The 23,609-nt window shown below is 73.8% G+C and carries 19 protein-coding genes; 3 read left to right on the top strand and 16 right to left on the bottom strand.

Annotated elements, in window-relative coordinates; translation table 11 throughout:
- Positions 1–31 precede the first annotated feature (31 nt).
- From infB to rimP, 4 genes are all read right to left on the bottom strand, one after another.
- Positions 32–3,100: a translation initiation factor IF-2 gene (gene infB, locus ACWCXC_RS20575; protein WP_450680687.1), complete on the bottom strand. Its 3,069-nt coding sequence runs from the start codon at positions 3,098–3,100 to the stop codon at positions 32–34.
- Between the two features lie 146 nt (positions 3,101–3,246).
- Positions 3,247–3,525: a YlxR family protein gene (locus tag ACWCXC_RS20570; protein WP_450680688.1), complete on the bottom strand. Its 279-nt coding sequence runs from the start codon at positions 3,523–3,525 to the stop codon at positions 3,247–3,249.
- A 98-nt stretch (positions 3,526–3,623) separates the two neighbouring features.
- On the bottom strand, positions 3,624–4,664 hold the full coding sequence (gene nusA / locus ACWCXC_RS20565) for a transcription termination factor NusA (RefSeq protein ID WP_450680689.1): 1,041 nt from the start codon (positions 4,662–4,664) through the stop codon (positions 3,624–3,626).
- A gap of 2 nt (positions 4,665–4,666) precedes the next feature.
- Positions 4,667–5,164 carry a ribosome maturation factor RimP gene (gene rimP / locus ACWCXC_RS20560; RefSeq protein ID WP_450680690.1) on the bottom strand — a complete coding sequence of 166 codons (498 nt, stop codon included), beginning with the start codon at positions 5,162–5,164 and terminating at the stop codon, positions 4,667–4,669.
- A 177-nt stretch (positions 5,165–5,341) separates the two neighbouring features.
- Here rimP and ACWCXC_RS20555 point away from each other — a divergent pair, with 177 nt between their 5' ends.
- The 3 genes from ACWCXC_RS20555 to ACWCXC_RS20545 are packed head-to-tail and all read left to right on the top strand — an operon-like array spanning position 5,342 to position 7,360.
- A complete protein-coding gene (locus ACWCXC_RS20555) occupies positions 5,342–5,869 on the top strand; it encodes a hypothetical protein (protein WP_450890138.1) in 528 nt (175 codons plus the stop codon).
- Positions 5,866–6,393, top strand: a complete 528-nt coding sequence (locus ACWCXC_RS20550) for a ferritin-like domain-containing protein (protein WP_450890137.1) — start codon at positions 5,866–5,868, stop codon at positions 6,391–6,393. The genes ACWCXC_RS20555 and ACWCXC_RS20550 overlap by 4 nt, the downstream gene beginning before the upstream one ends.
- A gap of 28 nt (positions 6,394–6,421) precedes the next feature.
- Positions 6,422–7,360 carry an aminoglycoside phosphotransferase family protein gene (locus ACWCXC_RS20545; RefSeq protein ID WP_450890136.1) on the top strand — a complete coding sequence of 313 codons (939 nt, stop codon included), beginning with the start codon at positions 6,422–6,424 and terminating at the stop codon, positions 7,358–7,360.
- Positions 7,361–7,431: 71 nt separating this feature from the next.
- Here ACWCXC_RS20545 and ACWCXC_RS20540 read toward each other — a convergent pair whose 3' ends face one another.
- From ACWCXC_RS20540 to ACWCXC_RS20485, 12 genes are all read right to left on the bottom strand, one after another.
- Positions 7,432–9,132: a proline--tRNA ligase gene (locus ACWCXC_RS20540; protein WP_450680694.1), complete on the bottom strand. Its 1,701-nt coding sequence runs from the start codon at positions 9,130–9,132 to the stop codon at positions 7,432–7,434.
- A 36-nt stretch (positions 9,133–9,168) separates the two neighbouring features.
- On the bottom strand, positions 9,169–9,792 hold the full coding sequence (locus tag ACWCXC_RS20535) for a GNAT family N-acetyltransferase (protein ID WP_450680695.1): 624 nt from the start codon (positions 9,790–9,792) through the stop codon (positions 9,169–9,171).
- Between the two features lie 49 nt (positions 9,793–9,841).
- Positions 9,842–10,684, bottom strand: coding sequence for a GNAT family N-acetyltransferase (locus ACWCXC_RS20530; RefSeq protein ID WP_450680787.1), 843 nt, complete (start codon positions 10,682–10,684; stop codon positions 9,842–9,844).
- 159 nt (positions 10,685–10,843) lie between these two features.
- Entirely contained in the window at positions 10,844–11,998 is a 1,155-nt protein-coding gene (gene ispG, locus ACWCXC_RS20525) for a flavodoxin-dependent (E)-4-hydroxy-3-methylbut-2-enyl-diphosphate synthase (protein ID WP_450680696.1), read from the bottom strand.
- 192 nt (positions 11,999–12,190) lie between these two features.
- Entirely contained in the window at positions 12,191–13,501 is a 1,311-nt protein-coding gene (locus ACWCXC_RS20520) for a M50 family metallopeptidase (RefSeq protein WP_450680697.1), read from the bottom strand.
- Positions 13,498–14,751, bottom strand: coding sequence for a 1-deoxy-D-xylulose-5-phosphate reductoisomerase (gene dxr / locus ACWCXC_RS20515; protein ID WP_450680698.1), 1,254 nt, complete (start codon positions 14,749–14,751; stop codon positions 13,498–13,500). The genes ACWCXC_RS20520 and dxr overlap by 4 nt, the downstream gene beginning before the upstream one ends.
- A gap of 81 nt (positions 14,752–14,832) precedes the next feature.
- Entirely contained in the window at positions 14,833–15,606 is a 774-nt protein-coding gene (locus ACWCXC_RS20510) for a hypothetical protein (protein ID WP_450890135.1), read from the bottom strand.
- A 105-nt stretch (positions 15,607–15,711) separates the two neighbouring features.
- Complete coding sequence (locus tag ACWCXC_RS20505; RefSeq protein ID WP_450680700.1) at positions 15,712–16,206, bottom strand: nucleotidyltransferase domain-containing protein; 495 nt, start codon at positions 16,204–16,206, stop codon at positions 15,712–15,714.
- A gap of 10 nt (positions 16,207–16,216) precedes the next feature.
- A complete protein-coding gene (aroA, locus tag ACWCXC_RS20500; protein WP_450680701.1) occupies positions 16,217–17,485 on the bottom strand; it encodes a 3-phosphoshikimate 1-carboxyvinyltransferase in 1,269 nt (422 codons plus the stop codon).
- Positions 17,486–17,678: 193 nt separating this feature from the next.
- On the bottom strand, positions 17,679–19,124 hold the full coding sequence (locus ACWCXC_RS20495) for an aldehyde dehydrogenase family protein (RefSeq protein ID WP_450890134.1): 1,446 nt from the start codon (positions 19,122–19,124) through the stop codon (positions 17,679–17,681).
- Positions 19,125–19,266: 142 nt separating this feature from the next.
- On the bottom strand, positions 19,267–20,835 hold the full coding sequence (locus tag ACWCXC_RS20490; RefSeq protein ID WP_450680703.1) for a PucR family transcriptional regulator: 1,569 nt from the start codon (positions 20,833–20,835) through the stop codon (positions 19,267–19,269).
- 109 nt (positions 20,836–20,944) lie between these two features.
- Entirely contained in the window at positions 20,945–23,368 is a 2,424-nt protein-coding gene (locus ACWCXC_RS20485; RefSeq protein WP_450890133.1) for an ATP/GTP-binding protein, read from the bottom strand.
- Positions 23,369–23,609: the final 241 nt, after the last annotated feature.

The raw sequence follows: 23,609 nt of genomic DNA, 5'->3' as shown, positions 1-23,609 counted from the left end.
CGTCGACCGGCCCCGACTGTTGAGGTACGGGTCAGCCTCGCGGCTTCTCGCGCATCTCGTACGTCGCGATGACGTCGTCGATCTTGATGTCGTTGAAGTTGCCGAGGTTGATACCGCCCTCGAAGCCTTCGCGGATCTCGGTGACGTCGTCCTTGAAGCGGCGCAGACCGGAGATGGTGAGGTTCTCCGCGATGACCTTGCCATCGCGCAGCAGGCGCGCCTTGGTGTTGCGCTTGACCTCTCCGGAGCGGACCAGCACACCGGCGATGTTGCCCAGCTTGGACGAACGGAAGATCTCGCGGATCTCCGCCGTGCCGAGCTCGACCTCTTCGTACTCCGGCTTGAGCATGCCCTTGAGGGCCGCCTCGATCTCCTCGATCGCCTGGTAGATGACCGAGTAGTAGCGGACGTCCACACCCTCGCGGTCGGCCATCTGCTGCGCACGCCCGGCGGCGCGCACGTTGAAGCCGATCACGATGGCGTCGGAGCCGGTCGCCAGGTCGATGTCCGACTCGGTGACCGCACCCACACCGCGGTGCAGGACCCGGATGTCGACCTCTTCACCGACGTCGAGCTGGAGCAGCGAGGACTCGAGAGCCTCCACCGAACCGGACGCGTCGCCCTTGATGATGAGGTTGAGTTCCTGGACCAGACCGGCCTTGAGCGCCTCGTCCAGATTCTCCAGGGAGAACCGGACGCCCTTGCGGGCGAAGTTGGCGTTGCGCTCGCGGGCGGCGCGCTTCTCGGCGATCTGACGGGCCGTACGGTCCTCGTCGACCACCAGGAAGTTGTCGCCGGCGCCCGGGACGTTGGTGAGACCGAGCACGAGGACGGGGGTCGAGGGACCCGCTTCCTCGACGTTGTTGCCGTTGTCGTCGAGCATCGCCCGGACCCGGCCGTACGCGTCGCCGACCACCATCGTGTCGCCGATGCGCAGCGTGCCGCGCTGGACGAGGACGGTCGAGACCGCACCGCGACCGCGGTCGAGGTGGGACTCGATCGCGATGCCCTGCGCGTCCTGCTCCGGGTTGGCCCGCAGGTCGAGCGAGGCGTCGGCGGTGAGGACGACGGCCTCCAGCAGCTGGTCGATGTGCAGACCCTGCTTGGCGGAGATGTCGACGAACATCGTGTCGCCGCCGTACTCCTCGGCCACCAGACCGAACTCGGTGAGCTGTCCGCGCACCTTGGTCGGGTCGGCGCCCTCGACGTCGATCTTGTTGACCGCGACCACGATCGGCACGTCGGCCGCCTTGGCGTGGTTCAGCGCCTCGATCGTCTGGGGCATCACACCGTCGTTCGCCGCCACCACGAGGATCGCGATGTCGGTGGACTTCGCACCACGGGCACGCATGGCGGTGAACGCCTCGTGACCCGGGGTGTCGATGAAGGTGATCCGACGGTCCTCGCCGTTGACCTCGGCGGAGACCTGGTAGGCACCGATGTGCTGCGTGATGCCGCCGGCCTCGCCCGCGATGACGTTCGTCTTGCGGATCGCGTCCAGGAGGCGGGTCTTACCGTGGTCGACGTGACCCATGACGGTCACGACCGGCGGACGGGAGACCAGGGCCTCTTCGCCGCCCTCGTCCTCGCCGAACTCGATGTCGAAGGACTCGAGCAGCTCGCGGTCCTCCTCCTCCGGGCTGACGATCTCCAGGACGTAGTTCATCTCGTCCGCGAGGAGCTTCAGCGTGTCGTCGGAGACCGACTGCGTGGCGGTCACCATCTCGCCGAGGTTCATCATCACGGCGACGAGCGACGCCGGGTTGGCGTTGATCTTCTCCGCGAAGTCGGTCAGCGAGGCACCGCGCGACAGCCGGACGGCCTGCCCGTTGCCGCGGGGCAGCATGACGCCGCCCACCGACGGGGCCTGCATGGCCTCGTACTCCTGACGCCTCTGCCGCTTCGACTTGCGACCGCGACGCGCGGGACCGCCGGGACGGCCGAAGGCGCCCTGCGTGCCACCGCGGCCACCGGGACCGCCGGGACGGCCACCGAAACCGGGACGGCCGCCGAAGCCACCGCCACCGCCGGGACGGCCCGCGCCGCCACCGCCGCCGCCACCGGGACGGCCGGCGAAGCCGCCGCCACCGCCGCCGGGACCGGCCGGACGGCCCGCGAAGCCACCGCCGCCGGGACGGCCCGCGCCGCCGGGACGGCCGCCGCCGCCACCGGGACCACGGCCGCCGGGACCGGGACGGGGACCGGCAGCGGGACGCTGCGGCATCATGCCCGGGTTCGGACGGTTACCACCGGGGGCGCCGCCGGGACGGGGCGCCTGCGGACGCGGCATGCCGCCGGGGGTCGGGCGTGCGCCGCCCTGGCCCTGGCCCTGCGGGCGCGGGGCGCCACCGGGGCCGCCCTGCGGACGCGGGGCGCCCGGACGCTCCTGACCGCCGCCGGGACGCGGGGCGCCGCCGGGACGGGGCGCCGAAGGACGGGCCATGCCCGTCGAGCCGCCGGAGGTGAAGGGGTTGTTGCCCGGACGGGGACCCGCCGGACGTGCGCCGGGGCGCGGGGCGCCCTGGCCGGCGGGACGCGCGGGGCGCTCCCCGCCGCGGCCGCCGTCGCGCTGGCCGCCGGCCGGACCCGGACGGGCCGATCCGCCCGCGGGACGGGGTCCCGGGGTGGCGCCGGCCGGGCGGGGTGCCTGCTGCTGCGGCTGCGGGGCCGACGGCTGGGCCGGGGCCGGGGCCGAGAACTCGGCCGCGGGCACCGGGGTGGCCGGGCCGGGCCGGGGCGCCGGCTTGGGGCTCGGTCGCGGACCCGCCGAGGGGGCGGGGGTGCTGCGCGGGGCCTCGGCGGCGGCCGGCTTGGGGGCCGGGGCGCCGGGCTTCGGGGCAGCGGGACGTGCCGCGGCGGCCGGAGACGGCGCCGCGGGCTTGCTGGGGGCGGCCTTACGGGGCGCGCCCGGCTTGGCAGCGGGCTTGCCGGCGTTGCCGCCGGGCCCCTGCAGTGCGTCAGTCAACTTGCGTACAACCGGCGCCTCGATCGTCGAGGACGCCGAACGGACGAATTCACCGAGTTCCTGGAGCTTGGCCATGACGACCTTGCTCTCCACACCGAACTCCTTGGCGAGTTCGTATACCCGGACCTTAGCCACTTCGCTCCTTTTAGGTCCGGGTTACCGCCGGACCGTCGCTACTTCATGGGCGTACTCATCGCGTACTCATCGAGTGCTCATCGCAATCTCGACCTACTTCCAACTCGCGAGGTACCTGACCGCACGGGGACCCGTGCCGTTCATTCCTACGGTGTCACCCGCTCGACGAACCGCTGCACCGCAGTGGGGTCGAACGGCCCCTTGGCCTTGAAGGCCCGGGGGAATGCCCGGCGGCGAACCGCCAGGTCCAGACAGACGGAGACGGGGTGCACATACGCACCCCGGCCGGGCAGCGTACCGCGTGGATCGGGGACACAGACGTCCCCGTCCGCCACGATGCGCAGCAGCTCGCTCTTGCCCGCTCGCTCCCGGCATCCCACACAGGTTCGCTCGGGGCAAGCGCGGGCGTGCGTCCGGCCAGACACGGTTAAGTCTACCTCCCCGCACCGACCTCACCCCTTTGGGGCAAAAATCGAACGGATGTTGTCGTGATCTCAGCGGCGTGCCGTCGAGATCTATTCCCTCAGCGGCGCTCGGAACGCTCCCGGGCCCGCTCGGCCCGCTCCCGGTCCGCGACGTCGCGCTCGGCGTCCGTCTCGGTGTCGGGGCGGATGTCGATGCGCCAGCCGGTCAGCCGGGCGGCGAGCCGGGCGTTCTGGCCCTCCTTGCCGATCGCCAGCGAGAGCTGGTAGTCGGGCACGGTCACCCGGGCGGAACGCGCCCCCAGGTCAACGACCTCGACCTCGCTCACCCTGGCGGGTGAAAGCGCGTTGGCGACCATCTCCGCCGGGTCGTCCGACCAGTCGACGATGTCGATCTTCTCGCCGTGCAGCTCGGCCATCACGTTGCGGACGCGGCCGCCCATCGGGCCGATGCAGGCGCCCTTGGCGTTGAGGCCGGAGCGGGTGGAGCGGACCGCGATCTTGGTGCGGTGGCCGGCCTCACGGGCGATCGCGCAGATCTCGACGGAACCGTCGGCGATCTCCGGAACCTCCAGCGCGAAGAGCTTCTTCACCAGGTTGGGGTGGGTCCGCGACAGCGTCACGGACGGGCCGCGGACGCCCTTGGCGACCCGGACGACATAGGTGCGCAGCCGCAGGCCGTGGGTGTACTCCTCGCCGGGCACCTGCTCCTGGACGGGGAGGATGGCCTCCAGCTTGCCGATGTCGACCAGGACGTTCTTCGGGTCCTTGCCCTGCTGGACGACGCCGGTGACGACGTCGCCCTCGTGGCCCGCGTACTCGCCGAAGGTCCGGTCGTCCTCCGCGTCGCGCAGCCGCTGGAGGATGACCTGCTTGGCGGTGGTCGCGGCGATCCGGCCGAAGCCCGACGGGGTGTCGTCGAACTCCTTGGGCTCCTGGCCCTCCTCCAGATCGGCCGGGTCCTCCTTGGCCCACACGGTCACATGGCCGCGCTCGTCCAGCTCGACCCGCGCCCGGCGGTGGCTGCCGTCGGTGCGGTGGTACGCGATGAGGAGGGCCGACTCGATCGCCTCGACGAGCACGCCGAACGGGATCTCCTTGTCCTGCGCCAAGCCCTTCAGAAGCTTCACATCGATGTCCACGGCTACGCCTCCTCTTCCTTCTTGTCCTTGCGGTTGAATTCCAGCTCCACGCGCGCCCTGGCGATCTCGTCGAAGGCCATCCGGCGGGAGGTGGGCCTGCGGCCCTTGACGCCGGGGACCTCCAGGTCCAGGCCCTCCTCGTCCACGCCGAGCACCCGGGCCACCAGTTCGTCGCCCTGGCGGGGGACGAGCCTGACCAGCCGGCCGGTGGCGCGCACGTAGTGGCGGTGCTCGGTCAGCGGGCGGTCGGCGCCCGGGGAGCTGACCTCCAGGACGTACTCGTCCTCGCCCATCACGTCGGTCTCGTCCAGCCGGGCCGAGATCGCGCGGCTCAGGTCCGCGCAGGCGTCGAGCTCCACACCCTCGTCGGAGTCCACGATGATCCGCAGGACCCGGCGTCGGCCGGCCCGGGACACTTCGATCTCTTCCAGATCCAGCTGCTCGGCGCTGACGAGCGGTTCGACCAGCCCGCGCAGCCTCTCGCTCTGGGTGGTGCTCATCCGGGTGACTCCTCGGCCGCGTGTGCTGTTGTGGGGATCGTCGCGTGTCAGGTCAAAGGGTATCCGGTCGCAAGGGGTGTTGCCGTCCGCCTGCCCCCCGGGCGCGGGTACGCTCGCCTGCGGTGATCACTTCAGGACAGATCCAGTCACAACAGGTCCACGCCCGAAGGAGAACAAGTGCGGCGCACGGGGACGACGCGCAGGGGAGCCCTCACCGCCGCGGGTGCGGTGGCCTCGGGGGCGGTGCTGGCCGGCTGCGGCGGGGGCGGTGACGGGGACGGCGCCCGCGCGGGCGCCGGGACCTCGGCCGACCGGATCTCGGCGGAGCGGGCGGAGACCGCCCTGCGGACGGCGGCACGGGAGACCGGCGCCACGCTGCTGGCCCGGTACGAGAGCGTGATCGCCGCCCATCCGGCGACCGCGCCCGGTCTGGCGCCGCTGCGCGACGCGGTGCGCGCCCATGTCGTCGCCTTCGGGAAGGGCACCGGGGCCTCGCTCTCCGCGGTCCGCACCCGGCCCGGCACCACGACCGCGGCGGCTGCCGTGCGGGCCCTGGCCACCGCGGAGCGGCAGGCCGCCGCCGCGCACACCGAGGCGCTGATGGAGGCCCCTCCGGAGCTGGCCCGGCTGCTCGCCTCGGTCGCCGCCGCGGCCTCCGCCCACGCCTATCTGCTGACCGCGCTGGCGAAGGAGACCGAGGGATGAGCGACGACGAGGGCACGCTGGGGGCCGCGCAGGCGGCGCTGGCGGCCGAGCACGCCGCCGTGTACGGCTACGGGGTGGCCGGGGCCCGGGTGGCACCGGCCCGCCGCGCCGAGGCGACCGCCGCGCACGACGCCCACCGGGCCCGGCGCGACGCGCTGGTGCGCACGGTGCGGGACCTGGGCGGTGAACCGGTGGCGGCGGCCGCCGCGTACGCTCTGCCCTTCGCGGTGCCGGACGCGGCCTCCGCCGTCCGGCTGGCCGCCGCGCTGGAGGACGGGGTGGCGGACGTCTACTCCGACCTCGTACGGGCCTCCCGGGGGCCGCTGCGGCGCTCGGCGGCGGACGCCCTGCGGGAGGCCGCGGTGCGCGCGGTGCGCTGGCGGGGCGGCGGCGTAGCCTTTCCCGGGCTCGCCGAGCGGGCCCCGGACGGGTCCCTCAAGGACGGGACCGAGGGGAAGAAGGCGGCGGGGCCCGGCACCCGGGCCGGGTCCGATGCGAAGCCCCGGGACGGCGCGACGCACTGAAGCAGCTCTGAAAGGGAACACGGCACGTATGGGTTTTGAACCGCCGCAGCGTCTGGTGCGAGCGCTCGGCGAGTCGTACGGGGATACGGCCGCCGGGGACTGGCTCGCGCGGCTTCCCGAACTGACCGCGCGGGCCCTGGCTGCCGGCGGCCGGGAGCTGACCGTGGAACGGGTCGCCGCGCCCGGCGGACGCTCCAGCCTGGTCCTGCTGGTCCGGGCGGCCGACGGCTCCCCCGCGGCGCTCAAGCTCGCACCCAGGGGGGCGGCGCCGGAGTGCGAACGGGCGGCGCTGGCGCACTGGAACGGCTGGGGTGCGGTGACGCTGCTCCCCGGACCCGGCGAGGAGCCCCCGGCCCCGGAGCGGGAGACGGGCGGGGCGCTGCTGCTGGAGCGGCTGCATCCCGAGGTGTCGCTGCGCTCGCTGCCGGAGGCCAAGGCGCTGCTGGAGGCCGCCGGGACCGTGCGACGGCTCTGGGTGGAGCCGCCGGCCGGGCACGGCTTCGAGACGGTCGCCGAGCGGACCGGGCGCGCGACGGCCCCGATGCGGGCCGCCGCCGAGGCCGACCCCGCCCTCACGGACATGGTCGCGGCGGCTCTCGCGGCCCGTGAGGAGCTGGTCGCGGACTCCCCCGAGACGCTGCTGCTGCACGGCAACTTCCGCCAGAGCAAAGTGCTCTCGGGCGAACGCGCGCCCTGGCTGACGGTCGGCCCGGAGCCGGTCGTCGGGGAGCGCGCCTACGATCTGGCGCGGCTGGTGCGGGACCGGGTCGAGGACCTGATCGCCTCGCCCAGCGGGGCGGGGACCGCCCGGCGCCGGATCCGCAAGCTCGCGGACTCGCTGGACGTGGACCGGGACCGGCTCTACGGCTGGACGCTGTTCCGCGCGGTCGAGTCGGGCACCCGGGCGCTGGCCGCGGGGCGCCGCGCCGAGGGCGAAGTGACGCTGGAGTTCGCCGGCTGGCTGTAGCCGTCCGCCTCCCGTACACGGCGAGGGGCCCCGCACCATCGTCCGTGCGGGGCCCCTCGCCGTACGGCGGGTCAGTCGCGGGCGGTGAGGCGGGCGATGGCCTCCTCGACCGTCAGCTCCTCGCGCTCGCCGGTGCGGCGGTCCTTCAGCTCCAGGACGCCCTCGGCCGAGCGGCGGCCGGCGACCAGGATCTGGGGGACGCCGATCAGCTCGGAGTCGGTGAACTTCACGCCGGGCGAGATGCCGGGGCGGTCGTCGACCAGGACCCGCAGACCGGCGGCGCCCAGCTTCTCGGAGACGTCCAGGGCCAGCTCGGTCTGGAGCGCCTTGCCGGCGGCGACGACGTGCACATCGGCCGGGGCGACCTCACGGGGCCAGCACAGGCCCCTGTCGTCGGCGGTCTGCTCGGCGAGGGCGGCCACGGCACGGGAGACGCCGATGCCGTACGAGCCCATCGTGACGCGGACCGGCTTGCCCTGCTGGCCGAGGACGTCGAGCGAGAAGATGTCGGCGTACTTGCGGCCGAGCTGGAAGATGTGGCCGATCTCGATGGCGCGGTCCACCTGGAGGCCGGTGCCGCACTTGGGGCAGGGGTCGCCCGCCTCGACGACCACGACGTCGAGGTAGTCGTCGACCTCGAAGTCGCGGCCCGCGACGACGTTCTTCGCGTGCTTGCCGTCCTTGTTGGCGCCGGTGATCCAGGCGGTGCCGGCGGCGACCCGGGGGTCGGCGATGTAGCGGACCTTCTCCAGGCCCTGGGGGCCGACGTAGCCGCGGACCAGGTCGGGGCGGCCCACGAAGTCCTCGGCCGTGACCAGCTCGACGACGGCGGGGGCCAGGTGCTCGCCGAGCTTGCCGAGGTCGACCTCGCGGTCGCCGGGCACGCCCACGGCGACGATCTCGCCGTCGACCTTGACCAGGAGGTTCTTCAGGGTGGCGGAGGCCGGGACGCCGAGGTGGGCGGCCAGGGTCTCGATGGTCGGGGTGTCGGGGGTGTCCAGCTCCTCGACGGGGCCGACGGCCGATCCGTCGGCCCCGGTGGCGACGAAGGTGACGGCCTCGGTGTTGGCCGCGTAGTCGCAGTTCGGGCAGTCGACGAAGGTGTCCTCGCCGGCCGGGGCGGGGGCCAGGAACTCCTCGGACGCGGAACCGCCCATGGCGCCGGAGACGGCGGAGACGATCCGGTGGTCGAGGCCGAGGCGCTCGAAGATCCGGATGTAGGCGGCGCGGTGCAGCTGGTAGGACTCCGCCAGGCCCTCGTCGGTGGTGTCGAAGGAGTACGAGTCCTTCATCTGGAACTCGCGGCCGCGCAGCACACCGGCGCGGGGGCGGGCCTCGTCGCGGTACTTCGTCTGGATCTGGTACAGGATCACGGGCAGGTCCTTGTAGGACGAGCACATGTCCTTGACGACCTGGGTGAAGATCTCCTCGTGCGTCGGGCCGAGGAGGTAGTCGGCGCCCTTGCGGTCCTTGAGGCGGAACAGCAGGTCGCCGTACTCGTCGTACCGTCCGCTCGCCTCGTACGCCTCCTTGGGGAGTAGCGCGGGCAGCAGCACCTCCTGGCCGCCGATGGCGTCCATCTCCTCGCGGACGACGCGGGTGATGTTCTCCAGCACCTTCTTGCCGAGCGGCAGCCAGGACCAGATGCCGGCCGCGGTGCGGCGTACGTAACCGGCGCGGACGAGGAGCTTGTGGTTGAGCGTCTCGGCGTCCGCCGGGTCGTCGCGCAGTGTCTTGATCATCAATCGGGACATGCGCTGGACCTGGGCCATGATGAACTCCTGCTCGGAAGGGTGATGTGCAGGAGGTTAGCCGGGCAGCGGCGGCGGGCGGAAATCGATTCGTCCCGGCACGTCTCGGAGGGAGCCGCGCCGGGGCAGCGGGAGCGGGGCTCCCATGACCGCGTACGGCAGCGGGGCGCTGGGGAAGAGCACCTGCCGGGCCAGGTCGCGGTAGCCGAGCGAGTGGTACAGGCCGCGGGCGGGGCTGTCCGTGTCGATGGCGGAGAGGATGGAGCGCGGCTCGTCCACGGCGTCGGTGACGGTGGTGATCAGGGCGCGGCCGATGCCCCGGTTCTGGTGGCCGGGGTGGACGTGCAGTTCGGTGATGACGAAGGAGTCGTCGAGCCAGCCGGCCGAGCCGGTGGCGCGCAGATAGGGCTCGACGACGGTGGACCACCAGTGGCCGCGTTCGTTGGGCATGCCGTAGACGAAGCCGGCCAGGTCTCCGGCCGGGGTCAGCGCGCCGAGTGCGCGGGCCCCCGGATGCTCCAGGTGCCGGAGCACGATGTGGCGGCGTACGTTGACCTCGTCGGGCCCGAGTCCGAAGGCGACCGCCTGCACGGCGAGCGCCTCGTCCACGCGTGCGGCGAGATCGATCGGTGCGATCCGGACGCCGGGAGTGCGGGGGCCTCCCCCGGGAAGTGCTGCCATGAACCGACCCTACTGTCCGGGGCGCGGTGCGGGGTACGGTCCGGGCGGGTCAGAACAGGACGCTCATGAAGGCGCCGGTCTCGCGGAAGCCGATGCGGCGGTACGCCTTGCGGGCGGGGGTGTTGAAGTCGTTGACGTACAGGCTGACGACCGGGGCGACATCGGCGAGCGCGTAGCGCAGGACGGCGGCCATGCCGGTCTCGGAGTGGCCCCGGCCGCGGAACTCCGGGGCGACCCAGACGCCCTGGATCTGGCAGGCCTGCGGGGTGGTGGCGCCGATCTCGGCCTTGAAGACGACCTTGCCGTCCTCGATCCGGGCGAAGGAGCGGCCCGCGCCGATCAGTTCGGCGACCCGGGCCTGGTAGAGCAGGCCGCCGTCGCCGGCGAGCGGGGAGATGCCGACCTCCTCGGTGAACATGGCGACGCAGGCCGGCATGAGCACGTCCATCTCGTCCTTGCGGACGCGGCGCACCAGCGGATCGGGAGCGACCTCGGCGGAGGGGCTCTCGGTGACCATGAGCGGCTGGTTGGCGCGGACCTCGCGGGCGGGGCCCCAGCCCGGCTCCAGCAGCCGCCAGAGCAGGGCGGTGGGCTCGGCCGGGCCGACGATCGAGGAGCAGCGGCGGCCGGCCCGGCGGGCGCGGTCGGCGAAGGCGCGGACGGCCTCGGGGGTGGCGCAGATGGGGACGAGGTTGGCGCCGGAATAGCACAGGGAGCGCAGGTGCCCGTCGGCGTACCAGCCCCACATCTCGCCGCCCAGGCGCCAGGGGTCGAGCCCGGCGATCTGGACCCGGGAGGTCACGAAGGCGTTGGCTACGGGATCGCTCTCCAGCACCGCGAGGGCGGCGCCGAGGTCGCTGGGTTCGAGGACCCGGGTGGTGGTCTGCGTCAACACGAGGGGGCCTCACCATACGGTCTGCTGATTTCCGCACTGTACCCGCAGAGGCTGTGGTGCGCCGCTCGTGGCCCGGATCGGCCGGTGACCCCGGTCACGGACGGCGCCCCGCGCGGAGCGGGGCTCCGGCGGGGCGCGGTCGTGGTGGGCACGGGTTCAGCTGATGGAGACCTCGGGCTCGCCGGAGGCGATGCCGTCCTTCTCCATCTGCTCGGCGATCTTCATGGCCTCTTCGATGAGGGTCTCGACGATCTTCGACTCGGGGACGGTCTTGATGACCTCGCCCTTGACGAAGATCTGGCCCTTGCCGTTGCCGGAGGCGACGCCGAGGTCGGCCTCGCGGGCCTCGCCGGGGCCGTTGACGACGCAGCCCATGACGGCGACGCGCAGCGGCACCTCCATGCCTTCGAGGCCGGCGCTGACCTGATCGGCGAGCTTGTAGACGTCCACCTGGGCCCGGCCGCAGGAGGGGCAGGAGACGATCTCCAGGCGGCGCTGGCGGAGGTTGAGCGACTCCAGGATCTGGATGCCGACCTTGACCTCTTCGGCGGGCGGGGCGGACAGCGAGACCCGGATGGTGTCGCCGATGCCCTCGCTGAGCAGGGCGCCGAAGGCGACGGCGGACTTGATGGTGCCCTGGAAGGCGGGGCCGGCCTCGGTGACGCCGAGGTGGAGCGGGTAGTCGCACTGGGCGGCGAGCTGGCGGTAGGCGTTGACCATGACGACCGGGTCGTTGTGCTTGACCGAGATCTTGATGTCGTGGAAGTCGTGCTCCTCGAAGAGCGACGCCTCCCAGAGCGCGGACTCGACCAGGGCCTCGGGGGTGGCCTTGCCGTACTTCTGGAGGAGGCGGGCGTCCAGCGATCCGGCGTTGACGCCGATGCGGATCGGCGTGCCGGCGTCCTTGGCCGCGCGCGCGATCTCCTTGACCTTGTCGTCGAACTGCTTGATGTTGCCCGGGTTGACGCGGACGGCCGCGCAGCCGGCGTCGATCGCGGCGAACACGTACTTCGGCTGGAAGTGGATGTCCGCGATCACCGGGATCTGGGACTTCGCGGCGATGGTCGCCAGCGCGTCCGCGTCGTCCTGGGTGGGACAGGCCACGCGCACGATCTGACAGCCCGAGGCGGTCAGTTCGGCGATCTGCTGGAGGGTGGCGCCGATGTCCGAGGTGCGCGTCGTGGTCATCGACTGCACCGAGACCGGTGCGTCCCCGCCGACCGCCACGGAGCCGACCTGGATCTTGCGGCTGACCCTCCGGTCGGCGAGCTTGGTCGGAACGTCGGGCATTCCGAGAGAAATCGCAGTCATGCGCTGAGCATCCCCAAGGTGTGGATCAAGGTCCCGAGATCGGCGGGCTCCGGCCTTCGAGGTTACGTCACCGCGTGCCGCCCGGAGCACACCCCGTCCGGGAGCCCGGGAAAATTCGGCGGCCCGGACGCACCGCGCGCGCCACCCGTCACTCGGGGTGTACGGAGGCTCGCGCGGCGCGTCCGGGAACGGTCAGGAGATCTTGACCGGGTTGACGACGTCCGCGACCAGGACGAGCAGCGTGAAGCAGATGAACACCCCGGCGACGACATAGGCGACCGGCATCAGCTTGGCCACGTCGAACGGGCCCGGGTCGGGGCGCCGGAAGACCTTGGCGAGGTTGCGGCGCAGCGCCTCCCAGAGGGCGCCCGCGATGTGTCCGCCGTCCAGCGGGAGCAGCGGCAGCATGTTGAAGAGGAACAGCGAGAGGTTGAACGTCGCGAGCACGAACAGCATCATCGCGACCTGGTTCTGCGCCGGGACGTCCAGCGTCATCACCTCGCCGCCGATCCTGGCCGCGCCGACGACGCCCACCGGGGAGTCGGCCGCGCGCTCACCGTCCGAGAAGGCCGCGTCCCACAGGGCCGGGATCTTCGAGGGCAGGGCGACGATCGAGTCGACGCCGTTCTCGATCATGTCGCCCATGCGGACGACGGAGTCGCCGAAGGAGAGCGGGACGATCTCGGTCTTGGCCGCGAAGCCGAGGTAGCCGGCGGAGACGAACTTCCCGGGGATCACCTCCCCGTGGGAGTCCTTCTTCGCCACGGCGTTCTTCTTCAGCACGGCGTGCAGGGTCTGCTCCTGCCCGTCGCGCTGGACGGTGATGGTGGCCGGGCCGATGGTGTCGCGGATCCTGTCGGAGAGGGTCGCCCAGTCGTCGACCCGCTGCCCGTTGAAGGCGACGATCTTGTCGCCCACCTCGAGCCCGGCGGCCTGGGCGGGCGAGACCGGGTCGGACGCCTTGCAGGTCTCGCGCTTCTCGCTCTGCGCGATGACGCACTTCTGGACACCGGCGACATCGGTCGTCTGGGTCTGGAAGCCGAAGGTCATGGCGACGCCGAGGAAGATGGCCACGGCCAGGACCAGGTTCATGAACGGTCCGGCGAACATCACGATCACGCGCTTCCAGGGCTTGCGCGTGTAGAAGAGGCGGCTCTCGTCGCCCGGTTCCAGTTCCTCGAAGGAAGCGGATCTGGCGTCCTCGATCATGCCGCGCCACGGCGAGGTGGAGCGCGCCTCGATCCGGCCGTCCGGTCCCGGCGGGAACATCCCGATCATGCGGATGTAGCCGCCGGCCGGGATGGCCTTGATGCCGTACTCCGTGTCGCCCTTCTTCCGCGACCAGATCGTCGGGCCGAAACCGACCATGTACTGCGGGACGCGGATGCCGAAGAGCTTGGCGGTCGACAGATGGCCGAGTTCGTGCCAGGCGATGGAGAACAGCAGACCGAAGGCGAAGATCGCGATGCCGAGGATGGTCAGCAGGATCGTCGTCATGCTCATGCGCGCGCCTCCGCGGTGGCCTCGGCCGAGAGTTCCCGGGCCCGGGTCCGCGCCCAGGCCTCCGCTTCAAGGACGTCCGCGACCGTCAGCGAGGTTCCCGCCGGTGGTGTTCCGTGCTCCTCGACGACGGCAGTGACCGTGTCCATGATCCCGTTGAAGGCCAGCTTCCCGTCGAGGAACGCGGCCACGCACTCCTCGTTCGCCGCGTTGAAGACGGCGGGCGCGGTGCCGCCCAGCGCGCCCACGTGCCGGGCGAGTCCGACGGACGGGAAGGCCTCCGTGTCCAGCGGGAAGAACTCCCAGGTGGAGGCCGTGGTCCAGTCGAAGGCGGGGGCGGCGTCGGGCACCCGCTGCGGCCAGCCCAGTCCGATCGCGATGGGGCCGCGCATATCGGGCGGGGTGGCCTGGGCGAGCGTGGAGCCGTCGGTGAACTCCACCATGGAATGCACGTAGGACTGGGGGTGGACGACGACCTCGATGCGGTCGAAGGGGATGTCGTAGAGGAGGTGCGCCTCGATGACCTCCAGCCCCTTGTTGACCAGGGTCGCGGAGTTGATCGTGATGACCGGGCCCATGGCCCAGGTCGGATGGGCGAGGGCCTGTTCCCGGGTGACGCCGGAGAGTTCGTCCCGGGTACGGCCCCGGAAGGGTCCGCCGGAGGCGGTGACGACGAGCTTGCGCACATCGGCGCGGGTGCCGGCGGCGAGCGCCTGGAAGAGGGCGGCGTGCTCGGAGTCGACGGGGATGATCTGGCCGGGCGCGGCGAGCGCCTTGACCAGCGGGCCGCCGACGATGAGCGATTCCTTGTTGGCGAGTGCCAGGGTGCGGCCCGCCTTCAGCGCGGCCAGGGTCGGAGCGAGGCCGATGGAGCCGGTGATGCCGTTGAGCACCGTGTGGCAGTCGCTCGCGGCCAGTTCGGTGGCGGCGTCGGGTCCGGCCAGGATCTCGGGGGGCTGCTCGGCCGCCCCGTACTCCTCGGCCAGCGCCTCGCGCAGGGCGGGCACCGCGTCGGCGGAGGCGACCGCGACCGTGCGCACCCGCAGGCGGCGGGCCTGCTCGGCGAGGAGGGCGACGCGTCCGCCCGCGGCGGAGAGCGCGGTGACGCGGAAGCGGTCGGGGTTGCGCAGGACCAGATCGATGGCCTGGGTGCCGATGGACCCGGTGGAGCCGAGGATGACGAGATCCCGGCGGCCGTCCACGGCGTCGAAGACGAGATGCGGGTCGGCGAGGGGGGCGGGGCTGTCGCTCATGCCCCCCATTGTTGCCGCATCGGCTGTGTGCGAGGACAGGGCGCCCCCGGCGCCGCCTCGGGTCGGCTCGCTCATCGCGCCTCAGCCCTTCGCCGCGCGGAAGGCGGTCCACGCGGCGGTCATGATTTCCGGGGGGATCCCGCCGATGTCCCGGGTGCCGGTGATCTCCCCGCGGAAGGCGAGGGTCGTGGAGCCGGAACGGACCACCGTGAGGTACTCGTACAGCGTGGCCTTCCCCTTCACGTCGAGGATCGTGAAGCGGTACGCCGTCGCCTCGTCGGCCTCGGACGCGAAGGCGGGGGCCTTGGCCGGTTCGACCTTCAGGTACTTCGCCGAGGCGATCGCGCGCTGTTCGGTGAATCCGCCGGCGCACTCCTTCCCCGCCGTGTCCAGGGCCTTCATCACGGTGGCCGCCCCGTCGCCGCCGTAGCCGCGCAGGGTGACGTCGACGGTGAGACCGAGCATCTCGTCCGGGATGTCGACCTTGCGCTGCACCTGCGCGGCCGGGTCCGGGTCGGCGGCCTCGGCGGCGAGGCTGACGAGCGGCTGGCAGACGGCGGGGGAGGCGGTGTAGCCGTCGCCGAGCGGGCCGTCGAGGACGTACTCGGAGGCGGTGTAGCGGCCCACCTTCTGACCGTCGGTGAGGGCGGCCGCCGTCAGCCGGGCCTCGTCGGGCGCGCCGTCCGCCGGGGCCGGTGTCCCGGCCGCGGGGGCCGATGCCTTGGCGTCCGCGGTCGCCCCGGCGTCCTCGTCCTTGTCGCTGCCGCAGGCGGACGCCCCGAGCAGCGCCGCGACGGCGATCCCGAGGGCCGCCGTCCGGCGCCACCGCACCCGCTGGTTCCTCACCCCGTGCATGCCTGTCCCCATTTCCTGATCCTCCGGCGCCCGCTCGTTCGCGCCGCCGGCCGACGGTCGATTGTGCTGCGTGTGCGCGGTCCGGGGCCGCCGGGCCGCGCGGCCTCAGAAGTGCGTCGTCACGCCGAACGCGCTCCGCAGCAGGGCCATGTCGTGCAGGTCCTGCGGGCGCGGCTCGTAGCCGCGGTGGAAGTCGGCCTGCCGGGCGGCCGAGACGCAGCGCACCTCGCGCCCCCCGACCGTGCCGGTGACGAAGCAGTCCGCCGGGTAGGCGAACGGCTCCCCCGGGTCGAACGAGGACTGGACGGCGGACCCGTCGGCGGCGAACCGGAGCGGGTGCAGATCGATCGAGGCACCGTCGGGGCGGCTCATGACGAAACGCACGGGGCGCCGGTCGAGCGTCTCGGTGTAGCCGGCGGCGGCGAGCGCGGCCACGACGGCCGGTTCCTGTTCCTGCCGGTGCAGCAGATCGAGGTCGCCGTGCGCGCGGGTCTCCTCGCCGACGAGGGCATCGACCCCCCAGCCGCCGGCCAGCGCCACCTCCGTACCGGCCTCCTCCAACAGAGCGAGTACGGACAGCACTTCGGACGCGGACATCATGGCTGGGAGCCTATCCTCCCGTGCCGCGCGGGGTCTCCCGCTCCAGCCGCTCCGCGAAGGCGGCGAAGGCGTCGTGGAAGCCGGGGAAGGTCTTGCGGACGCAGCCGGGGTCGTCGTAGGTGATGCCGGGCGTGCGCAGCGCGGTGACGGCGAAGGACATGACGATGCGGTGGTCGCCGTGGGTCTCGATCCGGGCGGGTGCGGGGGTGCCGGGGAGGATCTCGATCCAGTCGGGGCCGGTGGTGACGGTGATGCCCATGCGCCGGAGGTTGGCCGCGCACGCCTCCAGCCGGTCGCACTCCTTGACCCGGGTGTTGCCGACGTCCTCGATGCGGACCGGTCCGGAGGCGAAGGGGGCGATCGCGGCGAGGGTCGGCATGGTGTCGGAGATGTCGCGCATGGTGACGGTGAGGCCGTCGAGGCGGCCGGTGGAGCGGACCGTCGTGCCCTCGGCCGTCGTTCGGACGTCCGCGCCCATCCGCCGGAGCACGTCGACGAAGGCCAGATCGCCCTGGAGGGCGTTCTCCCCGAGGCCGGGCACGGTGACCTCGCCGCCCGCGAGGGCCGCCGCGGCGAAGAAGTAGCTCGCGGTGGAGGCGTCGGGCTCGACGGCGTAGGTGGTGGCGCGGTAGCCGCCGGGCGGCACGGTGAAGACGGTGCCGCCGGGGCCGCTCCGGGCGACCTCGACGCCGAAGTCCCGCATCATCGCGAGGGTGATCTCGATGTACGGGGCGGACACCAGGTCGGTGACGGTGATCGTGAGGCCGGTCTCGGTCAGCGGCCCGAGCATCAGCAGGGCGGTGAGGTACTGGCTGGACTGGCCCGCGTCCAGGGTGAGCGCGCCGCCCTCGATTCCGGCGGCCTCGATGCGCAGCGGGTGGTGGCCGTCCGCCTCCTCGTGGCGGAGGTCGACGCCGAGGGCGCGCAGCGCCTCGGTGAGCGGGCCGAGGGGGCGGCGGCGCATCTGAGCGGAGGCGTCGAAGCGGAAGCTGCCGCGCCCCGCGGCGGCCAGGGTCGGCAGGAACCGGGCGGTGGTCGCCCCGTCCCGGCAGTAGACGTCGGCCTCGGCGGCGGCCGGCCCGGACGGGCGGCCGGTGAGGCGCCAGACGTCCGGCTCGCGCTCCACCCGGTAGCCGAGCGTCGCGAGGCCCTCGGCGAAGCCCTCGGTGTCGTCGGACTCCAGGGGGCGTACGAGGGTGGTGGTGCCGTGCGCGGCGGCGGCCAGGAAGAGGGCGCGCGCGGTGACGGACTTGGAACCGGGGAGATGGATGACGGTCACGGGCGCCCATCCTGCCGTGCGGGGCGGCCGGCGGCGGGGCGCGTCCATCGGGTGGACGCCCCGGCCGGGCACCGGAGCGGCCCGAACCCCCGCACAGTCCGGGTTCGGGCCGCTCCCCCGCCGTCCGCCGCCGCCGTCTCGCTGTCCGGGCGGAAGCCTGCGGCGGCCGGCGGGGTCCGTGGTGTCGGTGGTCCTACAGGGCGAGGCCGGTGAGGACCAGGACGCGCTCGTAGGTGTAGTCCTCCATGGCGAAGCGGACGCCCTCGCGGCCGACGCCGGACTGCTTGGCGCCGCCGTACGGCATCTGGTCGGCGCGGTAGGAGGGGACGTCGCCGATGATCACGCCGCCGACCTCCAGGGCGCGGTGGGCGCGGAAGGCGGCCTGGATGTCGTGGGTGAACACGCCTGCCTGCAGGCCGTACTTGGAGGAGTTGACGGCGGCGAACGCCTCTGCCTCGCCGTCCACCCTGCGGACCGAGAGGACCGGGCCGAAGACCTCCTCGTGGGCGAGGGTGACGTCGTCGGGGAGCCCGGCGAGGACGGTCGGCGCGTAGGTCGCCCCGTCGCGCGTGCCGCCCGCGAGGAGCTGGGCGCCGGCCGCGACGGCCTCGTCGACCCAGGACTCGACGCGCTGGGCGGCCTTCTCGTCGACGAGCGGGCCGACGTCGGTGGCGGCGTCGGAGGGGTCGCCGGTGACCTGGGCTTCGACGGCCGCGACGATCCGGGGCAGCAGCCGGTCGTGGACGGCGGCGTCGGCGATGACCCGCTGCACCGAGATGCAGGACTGGCCGCCCTGGTAGTTGGAGAAGGTGGCGATGCGGGTGGCGGCCCAGTCGAGGTCGGCGTCGGAGGCGTAGTCGCCGAGGACGACGGCGGCGCCGTTGCCGCCGAGTTCCAGGGTGACGTGCTTGCGGGGCACCGAGTCCATGATCGCGTAGCCGACCGGGGCGGAGCCGGTGAACGAGATCACGGGCAGCCGCTCGTCCTGGACGAGGGCGGGCATCCGGTCGTTGGGGACCGTGAGGACCGACCAGGAGCCGGCCGGGAGGTCGGTCTCGGCCAGCAGCTCGCCCAGGATCAGCGAGGAGATCGGGGTGGCCGGGGCCGGCTTGAGGATGATCGGGGCGCCGACGGCGATGGCCGGGGCGACCTTGTGGGCGCTCAGGTTGAGCGGGAAGTTGAAGGGCGCGATGCCGAGGACGGTGCCGCGCGGGAAGCGGCGGGTCAGGCCGAGCCGGCCGGTGCCGCCGGCGTCGGTGTCCAGGCGCTGGGCGTCGCCGCTGTTGAAGCGCCGGGCCTCCTCGGAGGCGAAGCGGAACACGGAGACGGCCCGGCCGACCTCGCCGCGGGCCCACTTGATGGGCTTGCCGTTCTCGGCGGAGATCACCTGGGCGATCTCCTCGGTGCGCTCGGCCAGCCGCCGGGCGACGTGGTCGAGGGCGGCGGCCCGGACGTGGGCCGGGGTGGCGGCGAACTCCTCGCGCACCGCGTGCGCGGCGGCCACGGCCTCCTCCACCTGGGCCTCGGTGGGCACGCCGACGGTGCCGACCAGGCGTCCGTCCCAGGGGTTGGTGACGTCGAAGCTGTCCTCGCCGGTGGCCTCGCGGCCGGCCAGCCAGAAGGCGTGGGTGGAGGTCATGGAGGTTCCGGCCCTTCCGAGTCGTGGGGTGTGCCGTCCCCACCGTAGGGCCGTGACGGCCGCCCGGCGTTTGTCCGGCATGGAGCGGAGGCGTTCGCGAGTGCGCCGGATTGTCCGAGGCGGCGCGGTGGCCGCGCACGGGTCAGGCGGTGGCCGGGGATCCGGTGACCTTGAGGGCCAGCCACAGCTCCATGCGGGCGTCCGGGTCGTCGAGCGAACGCCCGAGGATCTCCTCGACGCGGCGCATCCGGTAGCGCAGGGTGTGCCGGTGGACGCCCAGGTCCGCGGCGGCCGCGTCCCACTGGCCGTGGTGGGCGAGCCAGGCGCGCAGCGAGGCGACGAGGTCGCCGCGCCCCTTGGCGTCGTGCTCGTACAGCGCGCGGAGCATGCCGTCGGCGAAGGCCCGGACCGCGTCGTCGGCGAGCAGCGGCAGCACGGAGCCCGTGGCCAGTTCCTCGTGCTCGACCAGGGCCCTGCCGCGCCGGCGGGCCACGGAGAGGGCCTGTTCGGCCTGTTTGTACGCGGCGGAGACGGCGATCGGGCCGGCCGGGGCGGAGAGGCCGACGGTCACCGCAGGCTCCTCCGCCGCCGGGTCGCCCGGCGGCGCGGCCTCCCGTGCCTCGGCGTAGCCGGTGCAGGCGGCAACGGCCGCGCCGCCGTCCGCGGCCAGCACGACCAGGCGTTCGCCCTCGGGCACCATCAGCAGCGTCTCGCCGCAGCGGGCGGCGGCGGTCTCCATGACCTCGGCCAGCGGCGCGGTGTCCTGGGCGTCCGCGGCCTCGGCGATGACCAGCCGGAACGGGGCGTCGAGCAGTCCGCCGTACAGGTCCCCGGCGACGGCGCGGGCGTGGTCGGACTGCCCGGCCAGCAGCATCCGCAGCACGGCGGCGCCGAGCCGCTGTTCGGCGCCCTGGAGCGAGCGGTTGCGGGCGGTGGTGAGGGTGAGCAGGGCGACGGCGGAGTGCACCGCGTACCGTTCGGCGGTGCCGAGCGCCGCTCCGGTGCCGACGGCCAGGGCGCCCCGGACGCGCCGGCCGGTGCCCAGGGACTGGAGTTCGACGCGGTCCTCGGCGCCGCCGACGACGACGCTGGCCGGCGCGGGGCGCTCCCGCAGCCGCACCACGTCGGGGGTGAGCCGGGCGGCGCGGCGGGCCGCCCAGTCGGGTGCGGCGGCGACGACGGCGCCCGAGGCGTCGTAGAGCGCGGCCCAGCCGTCGACGTGCGCGGCGAGCCGGGTGAGCAGTTCGGCGGGTCCGTCCCCGGTGAGCGCGGCCCGGGTCAGCTCCCGCTGGGCCTCGAAGCCGGCGGTGACGGCCCGGTACTGGTCGGCGGCGATCTCCGAGGAGACGGCCTTGGCGATGGCCAGGAACGGGGTGCGGCGCGGCACTTCGAGCAGCGGGAGACCGGCCTCCTCGGCGGCGTCGATCAGCGGCTGGGGCACCTCGTCGTAGGTGACGCCGACCGCGAAGCCCAGCCCGACGACCCCGGCCCCGGCCAGCCGCCGCACATAGCGCCGCATGGACGCGGGGTCCTCGGCGTCGAGGTTGGTGGCGGTGACCAGCAGCAGTTCCCCGCCCTCCATGTAGGGGACGGGGTCGGCCAGCTCGCTGGCGTGCGCCCAGCGCACCGGGACGCCCAGGCGGTCCGCCCCGGCCCGCACCGTGAGTCTGAGGGCCGAGTGCCGGACGAGCGAGGCGAGCGTGGGCGGCATGGGAATGGGGGGACCTTCGGACGGGGGCGATTGCGCCGTCGCGTATGAACGGCTCGGGCCGATTGTGCCAGGGTGGCGCAGTCCCCGTCACCGTCGCCGTACGGAGGAGTCAGTCGCCGAGCCGGACGAGGAGCGGCGGGGCGTGGTCGCCGCCGACCGTGGTGAGCGAGAGCACCGCGTGTCCCGGCGGCAGTTCGTAGGCGAGGGCGGAGGCGGACCACCGTTCGCGCTCCACCTGGCGGACGGTGACGGCGTCCGTGGTGACGGCCTTGCCGGTGGCCAGTTTCCGCAGGGAGTGCAGGGCGCGGGTGAGCGGCTGGTCGGCGAAGACGCCGTGCTGGGCGACCTCGCGGACCTCCACCCACTCCTTGCCCCAGGCCTCGGCGAAGCGCTTGCCGTCCCAGGTGGTGACGCCGGGGAAGGCCATGGCGCAGCCCACCGCGCCGAGCAGCGCGGTGTGCAGGTCCTCGGGCACGTCGTCCAGGGTGCGCAGGGCGAGGACGGCCCCGGCGTTGACGGAGCGCAGCCGCCGGATGCCCCGGACGGTGTCGGCGGTGAGCGTGTGGGTCGCGTCGTCCAGGACCAGGCAGACGAAGAGCGTGCGGTCGGCGCGTGCCGCGGCGATGGCGTTGAACTGGGCGAGGATCAGCCGGGCCAGCACCCGGGAGGCCTCCGCGTGGGCCCGTTCGGGCAGGTCGACGCGGACCCGCAGCGGGTGCTGCTCCAGGGAGCGCAGCGAGAAGGGGCGGGCCTCGGGGCCGGTGGCGAAGAACCCGGCGAAGGCGGGCCGGTCGAGGACCGCGATCCGGTCGGCGAGCACCGCGCCGGGGTCCCCGGGGGCACCGGCCTGGCGCCTGCGGGCGTCGAGTTCGCGGAGCATCGGGTGGTGGCCGGCCGCCTCCAGGGCCCGGCGCAGACCGTCCAGGACGGGCCCGGGTCCTTCGAGGAGTTCGCGCAGTTCGGGGACGGAGGGGAAGGTGCCGTGGACCGCGCGGTAGGGGCCCAGCAACTGGCCGAGCGCGGTGGCCGCGCGCCGGGTGTCCAGGGTGGGCAGATCGCCGGCCAGCCCCTCGGCGAGGGCGGCCGCCGCCTCGTCGGGGTCGGTGGTGCCGCCGTAGAGGTCGAAGTCGTGGACGGAGGCGGGGTCGCCGATGCGCACGACGACGTCGTAGGCGCCGTCCGGGCCGAGCCGGTCGCCCGCGCCGCCGACGGCGAGCACGGCGGCCTGGCCGGTGAGCGCCCGCAGGGCGAGGGATTCGACGACCGGCCGGACCACCCGCTCGGTCTTCCCGGACCCGGGCGGTCCGACGACGAGCAGCGAGGTGCCGAGCGAGGCGGGGTCCAGGGCCATGCCGACGCCCCGGCGCGCGTAGGGGTTGCGCGGGTCGTCGGCGCAGGCGCCGATCCGCACCTGTCCGGTGAGCGCGTCGTGGAGGGCGGTGCGCCGGGGCAGATCGCGCAGGCCGGAGGGGTGCAGACAGGCGTCGGCGCCCTGGCGCAGGACGGCCGCGGTGAAGCTCTCGCGCAGGTCGGGACGGTGGCGGGCGGTGCTCCAGGCGTGGCGCAGCCGTACGCAGTCCACGTCGTTGAGCCGGTCGTTGCGCACGGCGGCGGTGAGCGCGTCGGCGGCGTCCTGGTGTCCGGCCGCCCGCAGTTCGGGCCAGTGGGCGCGGTCCTCGCCGGGCTGGGCGGGCGCGGCGTCGGGGCGGGGCGGGGCGGGCGCGGGGCGGCCGGTGCGGCGGCGCAGTTCGGCGGCCCACTGGCCGGTGCGGGCGAAGGGCCAGACGATCGCGGTGCCGATCAGGGCGTAGAGCACGAGCGCGACGAGGAGCGCCGCGTACGGGTTGCCGCCGCCCCGCATCCAGCTGGTGGGGACGGCGGGCAGGATGATGTCGGCGAGCGGCACCCGGCGGGTCCAGACGAGCCAGACGGTCAGGGCCGCGCCGCCGACGGTCAGCCACAGCCGGGCGCGGGCGACCCGGTCCCCCGCGAAGTGGCGGAAGACGTCGGCCCAGCCGCCGAGACGGGCGGCCCAGAAGCCGAGGGCGAGCACCAGCACCTGGTAGTAGAGGGTGGTGGAGTTGACGACGAGGGGCGGCGCGTCCTCCCTGAGGCCGCCGAAGGACCACCACTCGGGTCCGGTGATGATCTCGATCGGCTTGTACACATAGGGGACGGCGCGCTCGGTGAGGAGCAGCCAGAGCAGCAGCCAGAGCACCAGGGTGGCCAGCGGGCCGACCAGCGAGGGGCGCGGTGGCCGCTCGGCGGGCCGGGGCACATGGGCGAAGCGCCACACCCCCGGCGCGGTCCGGGGGCGCGGGGTGTTCAGCCAGGTGGCCGTGGCCGACGCGGGCGGGGCGGCCTCCCGGGGCGCGGGCGCGGCCGGCGGCGCGGCGGGCGCCGGGACGGTGGGCGGGAACGAGGGCGGCGGTCCGGCCGGCCGCGGCACCGTGCCGCCCGGCCCGCCGGCACGGTCGTCGGGCGGCTGCGCCCCCCGCGTGCCCCGCCCGCCGTACGTACCGTCGTTCTCCATGAACCGTTGCCCCCTGACCAGCCGGGTCCGACCGCTGCACCCGTCAATCTAGTGCCTGTCCTCCGGTTCGGGCGGGGCTCGCGGGGTCCGGCGCGGGTGCCGTCGCACGGGGGGTCCGGCGACGCGCCCGTACGGCGTCCGCCCGGGGCGGCGCGGTGGGCGCGGGGCGTTCTGTCCGTCGCGGACAAGGACACGCCCCGCACCACTCCCGTTCGGAGCATGCCCGCGCCCCCTCGCCCCG

This window comes from Streptomyces sp. NPDC001515, from assembly GCF_053597115.1.
Note: the sequence above shows the minus strand (reverse complement) of the source record. Positions and strands in the feature narration are given on the sequence as shown.

What these genes read in the sequence shown, in the direction of transcription:
- ACWCXC_RS20550 (WP_450890137.1), top strand. Translation starts at nt 5,866, where the DNA reads ATGAGCGACGACGAGGGCACGCTGGGGGCCGCGCAGGCGGCGCTGGCG.
- ispG (WP_450680696.1), bottom strand. Translation starts at nt 11,998, where the DNA reads ATGACTGCGATTTCTCTCGGAATGCCCGACGTTCCGACCAAGCTCGCC.
- ACWCXC_RS20510 (WP_450890135.1), bottom strand. Translation starts at nt 15,606, where the DNA reads ATGCACGGGGTGAGGAACCAGCGGGTGCGGTGGCGCCGGACGGCGGCC.
- ACWCXC_RS20490 (WP_450680703.1), bottom strand. Translation starts at nt 20,835, where the DNA reads ATGCCGCCCACGCTCGCCTCGCTCGTCCGGCACTCGGCCCTCAGACTC.
- rimP (WP_450680690.1), bottom strand. Translation starts at nt 5,164, where the DNA reads ATGAGCACCACCCAGAGCGAGAGGCTGCGCGGGCTGGTCGAACCGCTC.
- ACWCXC_RS20520 (WP_450680697.1), bottom strand. Translation starts at nt 13,501, where the DNA reads ATGAGCATGACGACGATCCTGCTGACCATCCTCGGCATCGCGATCTTC.
- ACWCXC_RS20535 (WP_450680695.1), bottom strand. Translation starts at nt 9,792, where the DNA reads ATGGCAGCACTTCCCGGGGGAGGCCCCCGCACTCCCGGCGTCCGGATC.
- ACWCXC_RS20485 (WP_450890133.1), bottom strand. Translation starts at nt 23,368, where the DNA reads ATGGAGAACGACGGTACGTACGGCGGGCGGGGCACGCGGGGGGCGCAG.
- dxr (WP_450680698.1), bottom strand. Translation starts at nt 14,751, where the DNA reads ATGAGCGACAGCCCCGCCCCCCTCGCCGACCCGCATCTCGTCTTCGAC.
- ACWCXC_RS20545 (WP_450890136.1), top strand. Translation starts at nt 6,422, where the DNA reads ATGGGTTTTGAACCGCCGCAGCGTCTGGTGCGAGCGCTCGGCGAGTCG.
- ACWCXC_RS20540 (WP_450680694.1), bottom strand. Translation starts at nt 9,132, where the DNA reads ATGGCCCAGGTCCAGCGCATGTCCCGATTGATGATCAAGACACTGCGC.
- ACWCXC_RS20505 (WP_450680700.1), bottom strand. Translation starts at nt 16,206, where the DNA reads ATGATGTCCGCGTCCGAAGTGCTGTCCGTACTCGCTCTGTTGGAGGAG.
- ACWCXC_RS20495 (WP_450890134.1), bottom strand. Translation starts at nt 19,124, where the DNA reads ATGACCTCCACCCACGCCTTCTGGCTGGCCGGCCGCGAGGCCACCGGC.